This window comes from Pseudomonas sp. LBUM1666 (genome assembly GCF_059695775.1).
Map to the genome: position 1 here is coordinate 1,864,045 of NZ_CP166789.1, position 15,312 is coordinate 1,879,356.

Below are 15,312 nucleotides of genomic sequence, written 5' to 3' on the forward strand. Positions count from 1 at the left end.
GCTATGAATAGAAAGTCGGAATCGGCAGGGACTGGTTGAGCGCCCAGTCACCCAATTCATGGAGTTTGTAATCCACCGGGTCGTGCAGGGTTTGCGTGCGCAGGTTGCGCCAATGGCGGTCCAGTCGCAGTGAGGCATGAGTTGAGCGGGCGCCGGTCACTTCGAACAACCGGCTACAGAGTTCCAGACCGTTGCGGGTGGCAGCGACCTTGGCCGTGGCGATGGCGTTAGCCAGGTGTCCACGTTCTTCGGCGCTGAGGTTCGGGCCTTTGGCCCAGGCCTTGTCGAGCAGTCCGGCAGCGCGCTCCACCAGCAGTCGAACACTTTCAAGGGCGACCCAGAATTCGCCGTAGTGGCCGAGTACATAAGGGTCCTGACGTACATCCTGAGCACTGGATTTGTGCCACGGACGGGTTTCGGTGAGGGTGTATTGCCGCGCCTCTTCGAAGGCACCTTCGGCGATGCCGAGAAACATGTGGGTGAATGTCAGCTGGGCAATCAACGGCCGGAGGCAGGCGAATGGCGTACTCAGCGGACCCGGGTCGAGCAGCAACTCCGACTCTTCGACCCGTACCCGTTCGAATGTCGCGCTGCCGCTGTCGGTCTGGCGCTGGCCCATGTTGTTCCAGTCGTTGTGCAGGGTGATGCCGCTGCGACCGCTGGGAATCGCGGCGATCAACAGCTTGCCGCCAGCGCTTTCGTCGACGGCCGAGGCGATCAGCATTTCCGAATCGCTGGCACCCGAGCAGAAACTTTTCTTGCCGGAAAACTCACGCCAGCCGCCGAGGTTTTTCACCACGGTGCGGGTGTCCAGCGGGTTGAGGGCATTGCCCCAGAACCAGTTCTTGCGCGCGGTCTGTTCGAACCATGGCTGCCACTGCTCGGGTCGGGCGAACAGGCGCACGGTGGCGAGCATCAGGTGATGGAAGCCGAAGACGTGGGCAATTGAACTGTCGACCTTGGCGAACTCGCGCACGATGGTCAGGGTGTCACTCCAGCTGGCGCCGAGGCCTCCGTACTGGGTGGGAATGCTCAAGGCGAGCAGACCGCTGTGGCGCAAGGCATCACGTTCGGCTTTGGGCGTACCGCCACGTTCATCGCGCTCGACAGCGGTCAGGGCAAACTCGGCGGCCAATCGGCGGGCGGTCTGCAAGGGGGATATCAGGGCGCTTTGCGGTTTGGCAGTCACGCGGGGGTTCCTTCTTGAAATCGACACCGATCCCCTGTGGGAGCGAGCTTGCTCGCGATGGCGCCATAACAGTCAAAATAAATGTCGACTGTACGGACGCCTTCGTCGGAACGCCGCCCGGAGCCGGCTCGCTCCCACAGGGATTGCATGTCAGGCCGTGGCTTTGGTGGGCAGCACATCATTGGCGATCATTTCGCCAAACGGCCCGGTGAGATTAGTGACGCCGCGCCCGGCCAGGCTGGCGTACGGCTCAGGCAACAGCGGGAACACCAGCTCGGCAAAGCGATAAGCTTCTTCGAGGTGCGGATAGCCGGAGAAGATAAAACTCTCGATTCCCAGGTCCGCGTACTCCTTGATTCGCGCCGCCACTTGCTGCGGATCGCCCACCAACGCCGTCCCGGCACCGCCGCGCACCAGACCGACGCCGGCCCACAGGTTGGGGGCGATTTCCAGGTTGTCACGACGCCCGTCATGCAACGCCGCCATGCGCCGCTGACCTTCTGAATCAAAACGCGAGAACGACTTCTGCGCGGCCGCGATGGTCTCGTCGCTGATGTGTTCGATGAGTTTATCCGCGGCTTTCCAGGCCTCTTCAGCGGTCTCGCGAACGATCACATGCAGGCGAATCCCGAACTTCACTGTGCGACCGTTTCGCGCTGCACGCTCACGCACATCGGCCAGTTTTTCCGCCACCGCGGCCGGTGGTTCGCCCCAGGTCAGATAGACATCAACCTGCTCGGCGGCCAGTTCATGGGCGGCTTCGGAAGAGCCGCCGAAGTACAGCGGCGGATAGGGTTTTTGCACCGGCGGATACAGCGCCTTGGCGTTCTGCACTTGCAGGTGTTTGCCTTCGAAATCCACCGATTCGCCTTGCAGCACCCGGCGCCAGATTTTCAGGAATTCGTCGGTCACTTCGTAGCGTTCGCTGTGATCGAGGAAGATGCCGTCGCCACGGTTTTCATCCGGGTCACCGCCCGTGACCACGTTGATCAGCAAGCGGCCATTGGACAGTCGATCCAGTGTCGCAGCCATGCGCGCCGAGACCGTCGGCGAGATGATCCCCGGCCGGATCGCTACCAGATAACGCAGGCGTTCGGTCAGCGGCACCAGCGCCGAAGCAATCACCCACGAATCTTCGCAGGAGCGCCCGGTAGGAATCAGTACACCGTGGTAGCCGAGGCTGTCGGCTGCCTGAGCCACTTGTTTCAGGTAGTTGAGTGTCACCGGGCGAGCGCCCTGAGTGGTGCCCAGGTAATGGCCGTCGCCGTGAGTCGGCAGAAACCAGAAAACATCCATGAAGAAATCCTTAAGCGATTTTCAGCAGATTTTTGGGGTGCACGCCAAACAACGGCGCGGCGCGTTCTGCAGCAAGGCGTATGCGGGCCTTCAAGGGCTCACTGGTTATTTGATAATTGGAGAAATCGGCTTCGGTGGCATAAACGCCAATCGGCAAGGTCAGGGCCTGGAAAAAACTGAACAGCGGGCGCAACTGGTGATCCAGCACCAGTGCATGGCGTTCGCTGCCACCGGTGGCGGCCAGCAATACCGGCGTGTCGATCAATGCATTGAGGTCGATCAGGTCGAACAGATGCTTGAGCAGTCCAGGGTAGGAACCGCGATAAACCGGCGCGGCGACGATCAGCAGGTCGGCATTCTCGATCGCTTGCAGCTCGGCTTCGATCTCGGCGCTCAACTCCTGACGGGACAGCGCGGCACCCAACGGTCGGGCGATATCGCCCAGTTCGATCAGCTTGCTTTCAATCGGCAATTGCTCGGCCAGTTGCGCCAACAGCGCTTGGGTCAGCACCAACGTGCGGGACGGACGCCAGGTACCGCCGGAGAGGGCAACGACTTTCAATGGACGCGACATGATCAGTTCCTTTTTAAACAGTTGCTCAGGGAGCAGTGAGTAGTCACTGACAGTGAGCAAGAGCTGTACCAATCCCTCGGATCCCCTATTTACGGGGCTTTCAGCGCGTTGGCCGGTAGACGCTGTTCGAATGGCAGAGCTGTTTGTTGAATGACTGTTGCTCGGCAAACAGTTGCTTGGGCAACAGTGCATGAAGCGATGACGGTTGTTTATAAAGGCTCGGTGTTATTCCGTAAAAGACCTTAAATTAATATTTATAGATCATTTAGAGATATAAGGCGGTCTGCCGGAGCGGCATTAGTCAAAGTCGATAGCCACTATCGAGAGCGTTGATTTCTGCTGATCGGATGCCCGGCGTAGCCTGTGTTCATTGCCTCGAACCCAGATGTCAGGACGCTCACAATGAAACCTCTAATCGCTACTTTCTTGCTGCTTGCGGTCTCCGTGCTCGCCGGATGTGCCAGCCATGTTTCCCCGGAATTACGGCCCTACACCGCGGAAGAAACCAGGGAATTGGCGCTTGAGGAGCTGAATCGTCGAGGTTTGTCCTTCGACGAGTACCACGCGAAGAAAGCCGAATTGCTCGGCCAACCGCAAAAATCATTCAGTTTCGACAAACAAGGCGAGATGAACGCCGAACGTGCTGTACAGCTTCACGGTCGTCCTAGCTGATCGAAAACTGTACCGCTTGAAGTTTCACGCAACTGTCCATGGGTTTCCCTGAAGACCTGCGATAGGGTCAACACCTGACTGACCCCAATGGACTGCCACCCATGACGCTCTCGCTCGATTTGCTGCTGGGCTTTGCCCTGTTTGCGCTTGTCACCTCGATTACTCCCGGCCCCAACAACACGATGTTGCTGGCATCGGGCGTGAACTTCGGCTTTAACCGCACCATCCCCCACATGCTTGGCATCACCTGCGGCTTCTTTGTACTCGTCGTCGCGGTAGGTTTTGGCTTGGGCGCAGTGTTTCAAACCTATCCTTTGCTCTATAGCGTTTTGCGTTACGTCGGCGCGGCGTATTTGTTGTATCTGGCGTGGAAAATCGCCCATTCGGGACCGGTTTCCGAGAGTGAAAAAGGCGAGAGTAAGCCGATCAGCTATTTGGGCGCCGCAGCGTTTCAGTGGGTTAATCCCAAGGCCTGGATCATGGCCATCGGTGCCATCAGCACCTACACGCCAATGCAGGGTTATTTCACCAACGTGATCGTGATTGCGGCCGTGTTCGCCTTGATCAACTTGCCGAGCGTCAGTGTCTGGGCGGGCTGTGGCGCGTTGTTGCGCAACGTGCTGAAGGATCGCCGCTGGTTGCGGCTGTTCAACTGGGGCATGGCCTTGCTGCTGGTGGCTTCGCTGTATCCGTTGTTGCTCGAAAGCTTTAGCTGACGCATTGCTTCAACCGGTTGCCCGATGCCTGTTAAGCTCGACTTCAGGAGCGTTCCTACGCACTTTTAAATGAAGTTGTCCTTCTTTAACGGCCTCCGATCAGGTATTTCTAACGCTCTGAATGATCGGCGCAGCTCACGAGGCTGCGCTTTGACGTTTCAGTGACGAGCCTCCTGATCCCGGAACATGCTCTGCGAGTCTTCTATGAATAAACGTCCACTGTATTTCGACTACGCCGCCACCACGCCGGTGGATGAGCGAGTCATCAAGGTCATGGTCGAGTGTCTGGGTTTTACCGGCAACTTCGGCAATCCCGCGTCCAGCTCCCATGCGTTCGGTCAACAGGCCCGGCAAGCGGTCGAGCAGGCGCGGCGGCAGGTCGCCGAACTGGTCGGCGCCCAGGCGGAGCAGATCGTCTGGACCTCCGGCGCCACCGAATCGAACAACCTTGCCCTCAAGGGCGTGGCCCAGGCTCGCGGCGTTTCTGGCGGCCACATCATCACCAGCCAGATCGAACACAAAGCGATTCTCGACACGGCGAAGCAGTTACAGGATGGCGGTGTTGCGGTGACTTATCTGGTGCCTGACGCCGAGGGTCTGATTACCCCGCAAGCGGTCAGCGAAGCGATGCGCGAAGACACCTTTCTGGTGTCGTTGATGCTGGTCAACAACGAGCTGGGCACCGTCAACGACATCTCGGCCATCGGCGAAGTAGTGCGTGCTCGCGATGCGTTGTTCCATGTCGACGCGGCTCAAGGTGCAGGCAAAGTGGTGATCGACCTGTCCCGGTTGCCGGTGGATTTGATGTCATTTTCCGCCCACAAGATTTACGGTCCCAAAGGCATCGGCGCGCTGTACGTCGGGCCGCGCGCGCAGCAGCGTGTGCAGGCGCAGATTCACGGCGGTGGTCATGAGGGCGGTTTGCGTTCCGGCACCCTGGCGACTCACCAGATCGCTGCCATGGGTGTGGCGTTCGCCTTGGCGGCCTCTTCGTTTGATGAAGAGAAAGCCACGATCGTCCGGTTGCGCGAGCGCTTGCTTGAACAGCTGCTGAGTATTCCCGGGGTTCGCCTCAATGGCAGTCCGACTCAGCGCATCCCTCATACCTTGAGCCTGACCTTCAACGAAGGCGAGTTCAATTCCGCGGCGTTGAGCGCCTCGATCGCGTTTTCCGCGACCTCGGCCTGCAACTCCGCCAGCAACGCGCCCTCCCATGTGCTGCTGGCCCTCGGGCATGACGCTCGCTCGGCGAGTCGCACCATTCGCTTGAGTCTCGGCCGGTTCACCACCGAGCAAGACATCGACCAAGCGGTACACCTGATTAAAGCGGCCTGCGCCAGTGCTCCGGCATTTTGGCAATAAGGTCTGAAAGTGTCGGCGTTGATCGGCACTCAACAATAATGATGAAGTGATTAGCAGGAGACATGATGAGTACGCAGCCTTCGATTAATGAATCGGTGCCCCAACGCCTGGCGCAAACCCGCGAACTGATGAGCCGGGAGGGCATTCACGCTCTGCTGGTGCCGTCGGCCGATCCGCATCTTTCGGAATACCTGCCGGGTTACTGGCAAGGGCGGCAGTGGTTGTCGGGCTTCCATGGCTCGGTCGGCACGCTGATCGTTACGCCGGACTTTGCCGGCGTCTGGGCCGACAGCCGTTACTGGGAACAAGCGACCAAGGAACTCAAGGGCAGCGGGATCGAACTGGTCAAGCTGCAACCGGGTCAGCCCGGCCCGCTGGACTGGCTGGCCGAGCAAACCCCTGAAGGCGGCGTCGTCGCGGTAGATGGTGCGGTAATGGCCGTGGCTTCGGCGCGTACGTTGGGTGGCAAGCTCGAAGAACGCGGCGCACGTCTGCGCACCGACATCGATGTGTTGAGCGAAGTCTGGAGCGACCGTCCGACGCTGCCAAATGAACCGATCTATCAACACATGCCGCCTCAGGCGACGGTCAGCCGTGGCGAGAAACTGGCCAAGCTGCGTGAGGTTTTGAAAGATCGCGGTGCCGACTGGCACTTCATCGCCACCCTCGATGACATCGCCTGGCTGTTCAACTTGCGCGGCGGTGACGTGTCGTTCAACCCGGTATTTGTTTCCTTTGCCTTGATCAGCCAGCAGCAAGCAACTTTGTTCGTTGCGTTGAGCAAGGTCGATGCCGAACTGCGCGCGATCCTCGAAAAGGACGGCGTGACCCTGCGCGATTACAGCGAAGTGGCCGCCGCCTTGCGCGCTGTGCCGAGCGGGGCGAGCCTGCACGTCGATCCGGCGCGCGTCACCGCCGGCTTGCTGGATAACCTGGATAGCGGCGTGAAACTGGTCGAAGGCCTGAACCCGACGACGTTGGCCAAGTCGCAGAAAAGCCTGGCCGATGCCGAGCACATTCGTCAGGCCATGGAGCAGGACGGCGCGGCGCTGTGCGAATTCTTCACCTGGCTGGACACTGCGTTGGGTCGTGAGCGCATCACCGAACTGACTATTGACGAACACCTGACGGCCGCGCGTACCCGACGTCCGGGTTATGTATCGCTGAGCTTCAACACCATTGCCGCGTTCAACGCCAATGGCGCGATGCCGCACTACCACGCCACCGAAGAAGAACACGCGGTGATCGAAGGCGACGGTTTGTTGTTGATCGACTCCGGCGGCCAGTACTTGGGCGGCACCACTGACATCACGCGGATGGTGCCGGTCGGTACGCCGACCGATGAGCAGAAGCGCGATTGCACGCGGGTGCTCAAAGGCGTGATTGCGTTGTCCCGTGCGCAATTCCCTCGTGGCATTCTCTCGCCGTTGCTCGATTCGATTGCCCGCGCGCCGATCTGGGCTGAAAGCGTTGATTACGGCCACGGCACCGGTCATGGCGTCGGCTACTTCCTCAACGTGCACGAAGGCCCGCAGGTCATCGCCTATCAGGCCGCCGCGGCACCGCAAACCGCGATGCAGCCGGGCATGATCACGTCCATCGAACCGGGCACTTACCGTCCGGGCCGCTGGGGTGTGCGGATCGAGAACCTGGTGTTGAACCGTGAGGCGGGCAAAAGCGAGTTCGGTGAGTTCCTGAAGTTCGAAACCCTGACCTTGTGCCCGATCGACACTCGATGCCTGGAACCGTCGCTGCTGACCGATGACGAAAAACAGTGGTTCAACGGCTACCACGCCGAGGTGCGCCAGCGCTTGAGCCCGTTGCTCGACGGCGCAGCCCTTGAGTGGTTGAACACCCGGACTGCGGCTATTTGATTGGTTTGAGTTCAGGCGCTTCTTCGAGCGCCTGGCTCATGTAGTCGACAAAGGCTTTGACCCTGGCGGATTGGCGACGATTCGCCGGGGACACGGCATGAATCGGCAGCGACTGCGCGCTGTATTCCAGCAGAATCGCGGTCACGCGTCCCGCCTTCAAGTCCTCGCCGAACAGCCAAACCGGCGACAACGAAATCCCCAATCCCCCCAGTACCATCTCGCGGATTGCTTCAGAGTTGTTGCTTTGTGCGTTTCCCTTGATTCGCACTTCGTGACGTTGGCCATCTCTCTCGTAAACCCATAGGTTCTGACTGTTCAGCAGGTTGAACAGCAGACAGTTGTGCTCGCTCAGTTCTTGCGGTGTTTGTGGGTGGCCGTGTTGCGCAAGGTAGTCGGGCGTTGCGACGGTCACTCGGTGGGTGGCGCCGATGCGGCGGGCAATCAACCCGCTGTTGTTCAACTCGCCGATCCTGAACGTGACGTCCAGTCCTTCACTGACCAGGTCCTGGTTTTGATCGCTTAGTTGCAGATCAATTTGCACCTGGGGATGTTTTTTGAGGAATTCCGGCAGTCGCGGAGCAATCTGCAAGCGCCCGAAACTCACGGAAGATCCGATTTTCAGGTTTCCGGCAACAGCTTCGCGGCCGGAGTGAAAACTGTGTTCTGCGGCGTCTACGGCCGCCAGAATTTGTCGACATTCGCTGTAGTACCGCTGACCTTCATCGGTCAGGGACAGTTGTCGGGTGCTGCGGGAAATCAGCTTTCCACCCAGCTCTGTTTCCAGTGTTCGCAGCACTTTGCTGATGGTCGGCTGACTGGTCTGCAATTCCCGGGCGACGGCAGAAAAGCTGCCACGTTCGACAACGCGGACGAAGATCGCCATTGCATTGAGTTTGTCCACGGGGTTTCTCATTGATGCCAAATGGGCATGGTCACTATAGCTATATAGCGTCTTATCGGCATGAGTGAGGGGGAGGAAGATTAATCCCACAGCCACCTCTGACGGGAAATTGCGAAATGACTGACTCACTTGAAATGCGCGCTCTGATTGTTGATTCGGCCAACGGGCCTTTACGCTTGGCTTCCATAGCACGACCCGTGCCTGGAGCCGGTCAGGTGTTGGTCAGGATCAAGGCCAGTGGGGTGAACCCTTTGGATGGAAAGATTCGGTCGGGTCAGGCTGCTCATGCGCGCCAGCCGTTGCCGGCGGTGTTGGGTATTGATCTCGCGGGAACAGTGGCGGTATTGGGAGAAGGTGTCAGTGGATGGCTGCCGGGTGATGAGGTCTATGCAATGGCCACCGGCATTGGCGGTGCGCAGGGTTCACTGGCTGAATACGCCACCGTCGATGCACGACTGCTGGCGCGCAAGCCAGGCAATCTGAGCATGCGCGAGGCCGCAGGGTTGCCGTTGGTACTGATTACGGCGTGGGAAGGATTGGTGGATCGTGCGCGGGTGCGGGCGGGTCAGAAAGTGCTGATTCACGGTGGTGCGGGTGGTGTCGGGCATGTGGCTTTGCAAATTGCCCGGGCTTTCGGTGCTGACGTGTTTGCTACCGGGTCGGCCGGGCAGCAGGCATTCATTGAAGGGGTCGGTGCGACGTTTATTGATTACCGTAAATCTTCGGTTGAGGAGTATGTGGCTGAGCACACGGCGGGGGAGGGCTTCGACATTGTCTACGACACGGTGGGTGGTGAGACGCTGGACGCTTCATTCAAGGCTGCTCGCGTCTACGAGGGGCATGTGGTGAGTTGTCTTGGATGGGGGCAGCACAGTCTTGCGCCGCTCTCTTTTCGTGGGGCGACTTATTCTGGAGTGTTTACCTTGTTGCCGTTGCTGACCGGCGAAGGGCGTGAGCACCATGGGGAGATACTTCGGGAGGCTGCGCAGTTGATCGAGGCGGGTCAGTTGAAACCGTTGCTCGACCCTCGGCAGTTTACGCTGCAAACCGCCGAGGCCGCCCATGAGCTGCTCGTTTCGGGAGCGGCGCAGGGGCGGTTGGTTGTCGAGATTTAACTCAGGGCTTCAAGGATAAAGTCCAGGCGATCCTGGCCGAAGAACAGCTGATTATCGACAAACATGCTCGGGGCACCGAATACGCCCCGTTGCACTGCTTTCTCTGTGTTGTCCTTGAGAGTGGCTTTGACTTCCTCGTCGGTGGTCAGGGCCAGCACCTCATTTGGATCGAAACCGTTCTGAGACAACACTGAAGTGACGGTCGCCAGGTCATCGAGGCTGCGGCCTTCAACCCAGAGAGCATGAAACAGGCAATCGATGAACGCCTGAAAGCGTTCGGGATGGCGCAACTGCATGCCGGTGACAGCGCGCATCAGCATCAGGGTGTTGATAGGAAAGTGGGGATTGAACTTCAGTGGCACGCCATAGCGCTTGGCGTAGCGGTCCAGGTCTTGAAACATGTAGCGGCCCTTGGCGGGGATGGTCGCGGGGGAGGCGTTACCTGTGGCTTTGAAGACGCCACCCAGCAAGACGGGTATGTAGATCAACTGGCTGTCGGTCTGCTCGCAGATCTTCGGTAGTTGGGTATAGGCCAGGTAGGTGGCGGGGCTGCCGAGGTCGAAATAGAAGTCCACGGTTTTGCTCATGGTCAATGTGCTCTGCTTATTATTTTTAGGGGGGGGTTACCAGCGTTCGTTCCAGGGGCGCAGGTCCAGCTCGAAGGTCCATGCGTCACGGGGCTGGCTGTGCAGGTACCAATAGTTCTCGGCAATGTGCTCTGGATTGAGAATGCCGTCCTGGTCCTTGGTCGCGTACTTTTCGGGGAAACTCTCGCGGATAAAATCGGTATCGATAGCACCGTCGACTACAACATGGGCGACGTGAATGTTCATCGGCCCCAGTTCACGCGCCATGCTTTGCGCCAGGGCACGAATCCCGTGCTTGGCGCCGGCGAACGCCGCAAATCCTGAGGCCCCACGTAGACCGGCGGTAGCGCCGGTGAACAAGATCGTACCCCGTTGACGCTTGGCCATGCGCTTGGCCACTTCACGAGCGTTGAGAAAACCCGAGAAGCAGGCCATTTCCCATATCTTGAAATATTTGCGCGCGGTTTCTTCGAGAATGCTGCAAGGCACATTCGCGCCGATGTTGAAAACGAACGCTTCGATTGGGCCGATCTGGCTTTCGATCTGTTCGACTAACGCAATCACGTCCTCTTCCTTGCGCGCATCGCAGGCAAACCCGTGGGCTTCACCGCCATCGGCCTTTATGGCGTCCACCAACGGCTGGAGTTTGTCCGCGCTGCGGCGGGTGACACAAGCCACAAATCCTTCCTGCGCAAAGCGTTTTGCAATGGCGCCGCCGGTGGCATCCCCAGCACCTACAACCAGTACGACCTTCTTGTTATTCATGGGTAGATCCCTTTGCTAAACGATCGTTAACTAAACGAACGTTATGCTACGATTCGGCAAGCGTCAAGGCGATCAATCCTGAGGGCAAGGCAATGCGTTACTCGGCCAATCACAAACTGGAAACCAAAGAGAAACTACTTGAAAGCAGTGCGGTGTCGGCCAAGAAGTCTGGTTTTTCAACAGTTGGTGTCGACGGGTTGATGAAAGCGATCGGTTTGAGTGGCGGGGCGTTCTACAGTCACTTTTCGTCGAAGGATGAGCTGTTCGCTTCAATCGTCGAGCGTGAGCTGTGTCAAAGCCTGGAGCGTTTAGGGGCGGACCAGAATCCTGAGAGGCTCCATCGCTGCCTGAAACAATACCTGAGCATGGCTCATGTCGAGCACCCTGAATCCGGTTGTGCTTTGCCGGCATTGGGGGCTGAGATTGCACGTTCAGACGTGCTGATTCGCCAGCAGGCGGAGAACTGGATTTGCCGGCTTCAGAAGAGTTGGGCGCAGGTTCTGGAAAGCGACAGCCTGGCCTGGGCGATTCTGTCGCAATGTATCGGTGCGTTGGTTGTGGCACGAATGCTGGCCACACCAGACATCCAGCGCACGGTACTGAAGTCCAGTTACGATGAGATTGGCCGCCAGATCGCAGGTCCACGAACCTGACAAGGCAGCATCAACCTATTTGCAGATGACGATCATGCTGCGGCTGGTATAGCCTGCAGGGTTGAGGCCGAACGGGTAATCGCCTGGTTCTTCCACGGCGTCCCCTGACTTGGCGATGACCTTGTAACCTTTGGGAGCGCACGAGTTGGCAGCGCTGGCGTAGCACTTGTCCCAGGATGACGAGAGCCCGGAACAGTTGATATGCAGCCCTCTCTTGCCGTGTTTAATCTGGGTTTTCGATGTCGCCGCGCAGCCCGCAACCGCAAGTACGGCGATCAGTATCAAAATTCGTTTCATTACTGTCCTTATAGCGTCCCCGGATCTTTGCGCCCGGTTTGGCTGCATTCGCTTTCGCTTGAAGCGTTCTGATATCCCTATCTGAAAAATCCATGTCTGACACTGGGTTACGGGCCTAAACATGGCCTAATTGCGCGGCAAATACCAGACCCTCGTCAAATCCTGTCTCAATCTGCAGCGACAGCAGGCTTGGTTGCACTCCCCATGGTCATGGTCGCGCCTATGGAAGCCAGAATGATGCACATGATGGCCATCCATTGTGACAGTGAAAGGTACTCATGGAGAAACAACAGGCCTGATAGTGCGCCGATCGCAGGTTCAATGCTCATCAATGTGCCGAATGTCCGGGTCGGGATTCGGGTGAGGGCGACCATCTCCAGCGTGTAGGGCACGGCGGTGGACAGAATGGCGACAACGATGGCCACGGGGATCAGTGAGGGAGTGAGCAGCGCGGCGCCAGCATGGACGATGCCGATAGGGGCTACAAAAAGTGCCGCAATCATCACCCCCAGTGCCGCGGTCTGCACGCCATTGTCGGCGCCGGCCTTGTGGCCGAACAGAATGTACAGCGCCCAGCAGACACCTGCGCCCAATGCATAGCCGGCGCCTACCAGATCGATTCCCGCGGTCGTTTCGCCCATAGGTATTAACAGCAGCAAGCCGACGGCTGCCAGGGCGATCCACAAAAAGTCGATCGCGCGACGTGAGGTGTAGATGGCTACCGCCAGTGGGCCGGTGAATTCCAGCGCAACCGCGATACCGAGAGGGACGGTTTGCAAGGACATATAGAAGAGGAAGTTCATGCCGCCCAACGCCATTCCGTAGACGATGACGGTGCGCAGGGATTTTGCGGTGAGCTTCGCTCGCCAGGGGCGCAGTATCAACATCATGATCACGCTGGCGAAGATCAGCCGTAGGGTGGTGGTCCCTTGCGCACCGATAATGGGGAACATGCTTTTAGCAAGGGAGGCTCCTGACTGGATTGATGCCATGGCTATCAATAGCAGACCAACCGAAAACAGGGTCGAGGCAAGGCTGCGAGGTTGGTCATTCATGGCGTGGCATCGTCCGAAGTAGGAAGCGAGAGTGTTATTGGGCAATATACTGCGCATTCATGTCGGGCGCGTCTATATATAAGCAGCTATTTTGAGCATCCTTATAGAAAAGCGTAATTAAGGGTTGACGGCAGATTCTGGAAGTCTATAATTCGCCCCACTTCCGGCGCAGTCGAAACGGAAAACTCCTTTGCAAACAATGAGTTACGCAGTTTTCGACAGCGAGTTGCTTCAGATCATCGAAGCCCAGAAGGAGTTGAAAGAGCGAGGTTGTTTGGCTCTTTTAACGATTCGATCTTCTCGGTCGAAAGCGGTGTAAAAGAGGTGTTGACAGCAGCGAGTAACGCTGTAGAATTCGCCTCCCGCTGACGAGAGATCGGAAGCGCAAGTGGTTGAAGTTACAAAGAAAACTTCGAAAAATAACCGCTTGACAGCAACAGAGGCTGCTGTAGAATGCGCGCCTCGGTTGAGACGAAAGATCTTAACCAACCGCTCTTTAACAACTGAATCAAGCAATTCGTGTGGGTGCTTGTGGAGTCAGACTGATAGTCAACAAGATTATCAGCATCACAAGTTACTCCGCGAGAAATCAAAGATGTAACCAACGATTGCTGAGCCAAGTTTAGGGTTTCTTAAAAACCCAAAGATGTTTGAACTGAAGAGTTTGATCATGGCTCAGATTGAACGCTGGCGGCAGGCCTAACACATGCAAGTCGAGCGGCAGCACGGGTACTTGTACCTGGTGGCGAGCGGCGGACGGGTGAGTAATGCCTAGGAATCTGCCTGGTAGTGGGGGATAACGCTCGGAAACGGACGCTAATACCGCATACGTCCTACGGGAGAAAGCAGGGGACCTTCGGGCCTTGCGCTATCAGATGAGCCTAGGTCGGATTAGCTAGTTGGTGAGGTAATGGCTCACCAAGGCGACGATCCGTAACTGGTCTGAGAGGATGATCAGTCACACTGGAACTGAGACACGGTCCAGACTCCTACGGGAGGCAGCAGTGGGGAATATTGGACAATGGGCGAAAGCCTGATCCAGCCATGCCGCGTGTGTGAAGAAGGTCTTCGGATTGTAAAGCACTTTAAGTTGGGAGGAAGGGCATTTACCTAATACGTAAGTGTTTTGACGTTACCGACAGAATAAGCACCGGCTAACTCTGTGCCAGCAGCCGCGGTAATACAGAGGGTGCAAGCGTTAATCGGAATTACTGGGCGTAAAGCGCGCGTAGGTGGTTTGTTAAGTTGGATGTGAAATCCCCGGGCTCAACCTGGGAACTGCATTCAAAACTGACAAGCTAGAGTATGGTAGAGGGTGGTGGAATTTCCTGTGTAGCGGTGAAATGCGTAGATATAGGAAGGAACACCAGTGGCGAAGGCGACCACCTGGACTGATACTGACACTGAGGTGCGAAAGCGTGGGGAGCAAACAGGATTAGATACCCTGGTAGTCCACGCCGTAAACGATGTCAACTAGCCGTTGGGAGCCTTGAGCTCTTAGTGGCGCAGCTAACGCATTAAGTTGACCGCCTGGGGAGTACGGCCGCAAGGTTAAAACTCAAATGAATTGACGGGGGCCCGCACAAGCGGTGGAGCATGTGGTTTAATTCGAAGCAACGCGAAGAACCTTACCAGGCCTTGACATCCAATGAACTTTCCAGAGATGGATTGGTGCCTTCGGGAACATTGAGACAGGTGCTGCATGGCTGTCGTCAGCTCGTGTCGTGAGATGTTGGGTTAAGTCCCGTAACGAGCGCAACCCTTGTCCTTAGTTACCAGCACGTTAAGGTGGGCACTCTAAGGAGACTGCCGGTGACAAACCGGAGGAAGGTGGGGATGACGTCAAGTCATCATGGCCCTTACGGCCTGGGCTACACACGTGCTACAATGGTCGGTACAGAGGGTTGCCAAGCCGCGAGGTGGAGCTAATCCCAGAAAACCGATCGTAGTCCGGATCGCAGTCTGCAACTCGACTGCGTGAAGTCGGAATCGCTAGTAATCGCGAATCAGAATGTCGCGGTGAATACGTTCCCGGGCCTTGTACACACCGCCCGTCACACCATGGGAGTGGGTTGCACCAGAAGTAGCTAGTCTAACCTTCGGGAGGACGGTTACCACGGTGTGATTCATGACTGGGGTGAAGTCGTAACAAGGTAGCCGTAGGGGAACCTGCGGCTGGATCACCTCCTTAATCGACGACATCAGCTGCTCCATAAGTTCCCACACGAATTGCTTGATTCATTGAAGAAGACGATA

At 57.6% G+C, this 15,312-nt stretch carries 14 protein-coding genes and 1 rRNA gene; 7 read left to right on the forward strand and 8 right to left on the reverse strand.

The genetic code is table 11. The features are described from left to right. Window position 1: 1 nt before the first annotated feature. From ACA056_RS08470 to msuE, 3 genes are all read right to left on the reverse strand, one after another. The gene (locus tag ACA056_RS08470; protein ID WP_497271862.1) at window positions 2-1,189 is read right to left on the reverse strand and encodes an acyl-CoA dehydrogenase family protein; all 1,188 of its coding nucleotides are present in this window, start codon (window positions 1,187-1,189) and stop codon (window positions 2-4) included. Between the two features lie 150 nt (window positions 1,190-1,339). After that, window positions 1,340-2,485: an FMNH2-dependent alkanesulfonate monooxygenase gene (ssuD, locus tag ACA056_RS08475; protein ID WP_497271864.1), complete on the reverse strand. Its 1,146-nt coding sequence runs from the start codon at window positions 2,483-2,485 to the stop codon at window positions 1,340-1,342. Between the two features lie 10 nt (window positions 2,486-2,495). After that, the gene (gene msuE, locus ACA056_RS08480; RefSeq protein WP_046049228.1) at window positions 2,496-3,059 is read right to left on the reverse strand and encodes an FMN reductase; all 564 of its coding nucleotides are present in this window, start codon (window positions 3,057-3,059) and stop codon (window positions 2,496-2,498) included. A gap of 402 nt (window positions 3,060-3,461) precedes the next feature. Between msuE and ACA056_RS08485 the strand changes: the two genes are divergently transcribed. The 4 genes from ACA056_RS08485 (at window position 3,462) to ACA056_RS08500 (ending at window position 7,683) form a co-directional block, all read left to right on the forward strand. Continuing rightward, complete coding sequence (locus ACA056_RS08485; protein ID WP_283181094.1) at window positions 3,462-3,731, forward strand: hypothetical protein; 270 nt, start codon at window positions 3,462-3,464, stop codon at window positions 3,729-3,731. A gap of 101 nt (window positions 3,732-3,832) precedes the next feature. Next, window positions 3,833-4,447 carry a LysE family translocator gene (locus ACA056_RS08490; RefSeq protein ID WP_497271867.1) on the forward strand — a complete coding sequence of 205 codons (615 nt, stop codon included), beginning with the start codon at window positions 3,833-3,835 and terminating at the stop codon, window positions 4,445-4,447. Between the two features lie 204 nt (window positions 4,448-4,651). After that, the gene (locus tag ACA056_RS08495) at window positions 4,652-5,809 is read left to right on the forward strand and encodes a cysteine desulfurase family protein (RefSeq protein WP_497271869.1); all 1,158 of its coding nucleotides are present in this window, start codon (window positions 4,652-4,654) and stop codon (window positions 5,807-5,809) included. 65 nt (window positions 5,810-5,874) lie between these two features. Further along, a complete protein-coding gene (locus ACA056_RS08500; RefSeq protein ID WP_497271871.1) occupies window positions 5,875-7,683 on the forward strand; it encodes an aminopeptidase P family protein in 1,809 nt (602 codons plus the stop codon). On the opposite strand, the gene ACA056_RS08505 is transcribed toward ACA056_RS08500, so the two are convergent. Further along, window positions 7,676-8,596, reverse strand: coding sequence for a LysR family transcriptional regulator (locus ACA056_RS08505; RefSeq protein ID WP_497271873.1), 921 nt, complete (start codon window positions 8,594-8,596; stop codon window positions 7,676-7,678). The two genes, ACA056_RS08500 and ACA056_RS08505, sit on opposite strands and share 8 nt — an antisense overlap. A 104-nt stretch (window positions 8,597-8,700) precedes the next feature. Between ACA056_RS08505 and ACA056_RS08510 the strand changes: the two genes are divergently transcribed. Next, window positions 8,701-9,699 carry a zinc-dependent alcohol dehydrogenase family protein gene (locus ACA056_RS08510; protein WP_497271875.1) on the forward strand — a complete coding sequence of 333 codons (999 nt, stop codon included), beginning with the start codon at window positions 8,701-8,703 and terminating at the stop codon, window positions 9,697-9,699. Here the strand turns inward: ACA056_RS08510 and ACA056_RS08515 are convergent. Both ACA056_RS08515 and ACA056_RS08520 read right to left on the reverse strand, forming a co-directional pair. After that, window positions 9,696-10,286 carry a 2-hydroxychromene-2-carboxylate isomerase gene (locus ACA056_RS08515; protein ID WP_497271877.1) on the reverse strand — a complete coding sequence of 197 codons (591 nt, stop codon included), beginning with the start codon at window positions 10,284-10,286 and terminating at the stop codon, window positions 9,696-9,698. The genes ACA056_RS08510 and ACA056_RS08515 overlap by 4 nt on opposite strands. A 36-nt stretch (window positions 10,287-10,322) precedes the next feature. Next, window positions 10,323-11,051 (reverse strand): SDR family oxidoreductase, encoded by a 729-nt coding sequence (locus tag ACA056_RS08520; protein WP_415757325.1) that lies wholly within the window; start codon window positions 11,049-11,051, stop codon window positions 10,323-10,325. 92 nt (window positions 11,052-11,143) lie between these two features. Here ACA056_RS08520 and ACA056_RS08525 point away from each other — a divergent pair, with 92 nt between their 5' ends. Next, window positions 11,144-11,704: a TetR/AcrR family transcriptional regulator gene (locus ACA056_RS08525; RefSeq protein WP_497271880.1), complete on the forward strand. Its 561-nt coding sequence runs from the start codon at window positions 11,144-11,146 to the stop codon at window positions 11,702-11,704. Between the two features lie 15 nt (window positions 11,705-11,719). On the opposite strand, the gene ACA056_RS08530 is transcribed toward ACA056_RS08525, so the two are convergent. Beyond that, window positions 11,720-12,001 (reverse strand): hypothetical protein, encoded by a 282-nt coding sequence (locus ACA056_RS08530; protein WP_497271882.1) that lies wholly within the window; start codon window positions 11,999-12,001, stop codon window positions 11,720-11,722. Window positions 12,002-12,168: 167 nt separating this feature from the next. After that, window positions 12,169-13,056, reverse strand: coding sequence for a threonine/homoserine exporter RhtA (gene rhtA / locus ACA056_RS08535; protein WP_497271884.1), 888 nt, complete (start codon window positions 13,054-13,056; stop codon window positions 12,169-12,171). 652 nt (window positions 13,057-13,708) lie between these two features. Between rhtA and ACA056_RS08540 the strand changes: the two genes are divergently transcribed. Next, window positions 13,709-15,247, forward strand: a 16S ribosomal RNA gene (locus ACA056_RS08540). Window positions 15,248-15,312 lie beyond the last annotated feature (65 nt).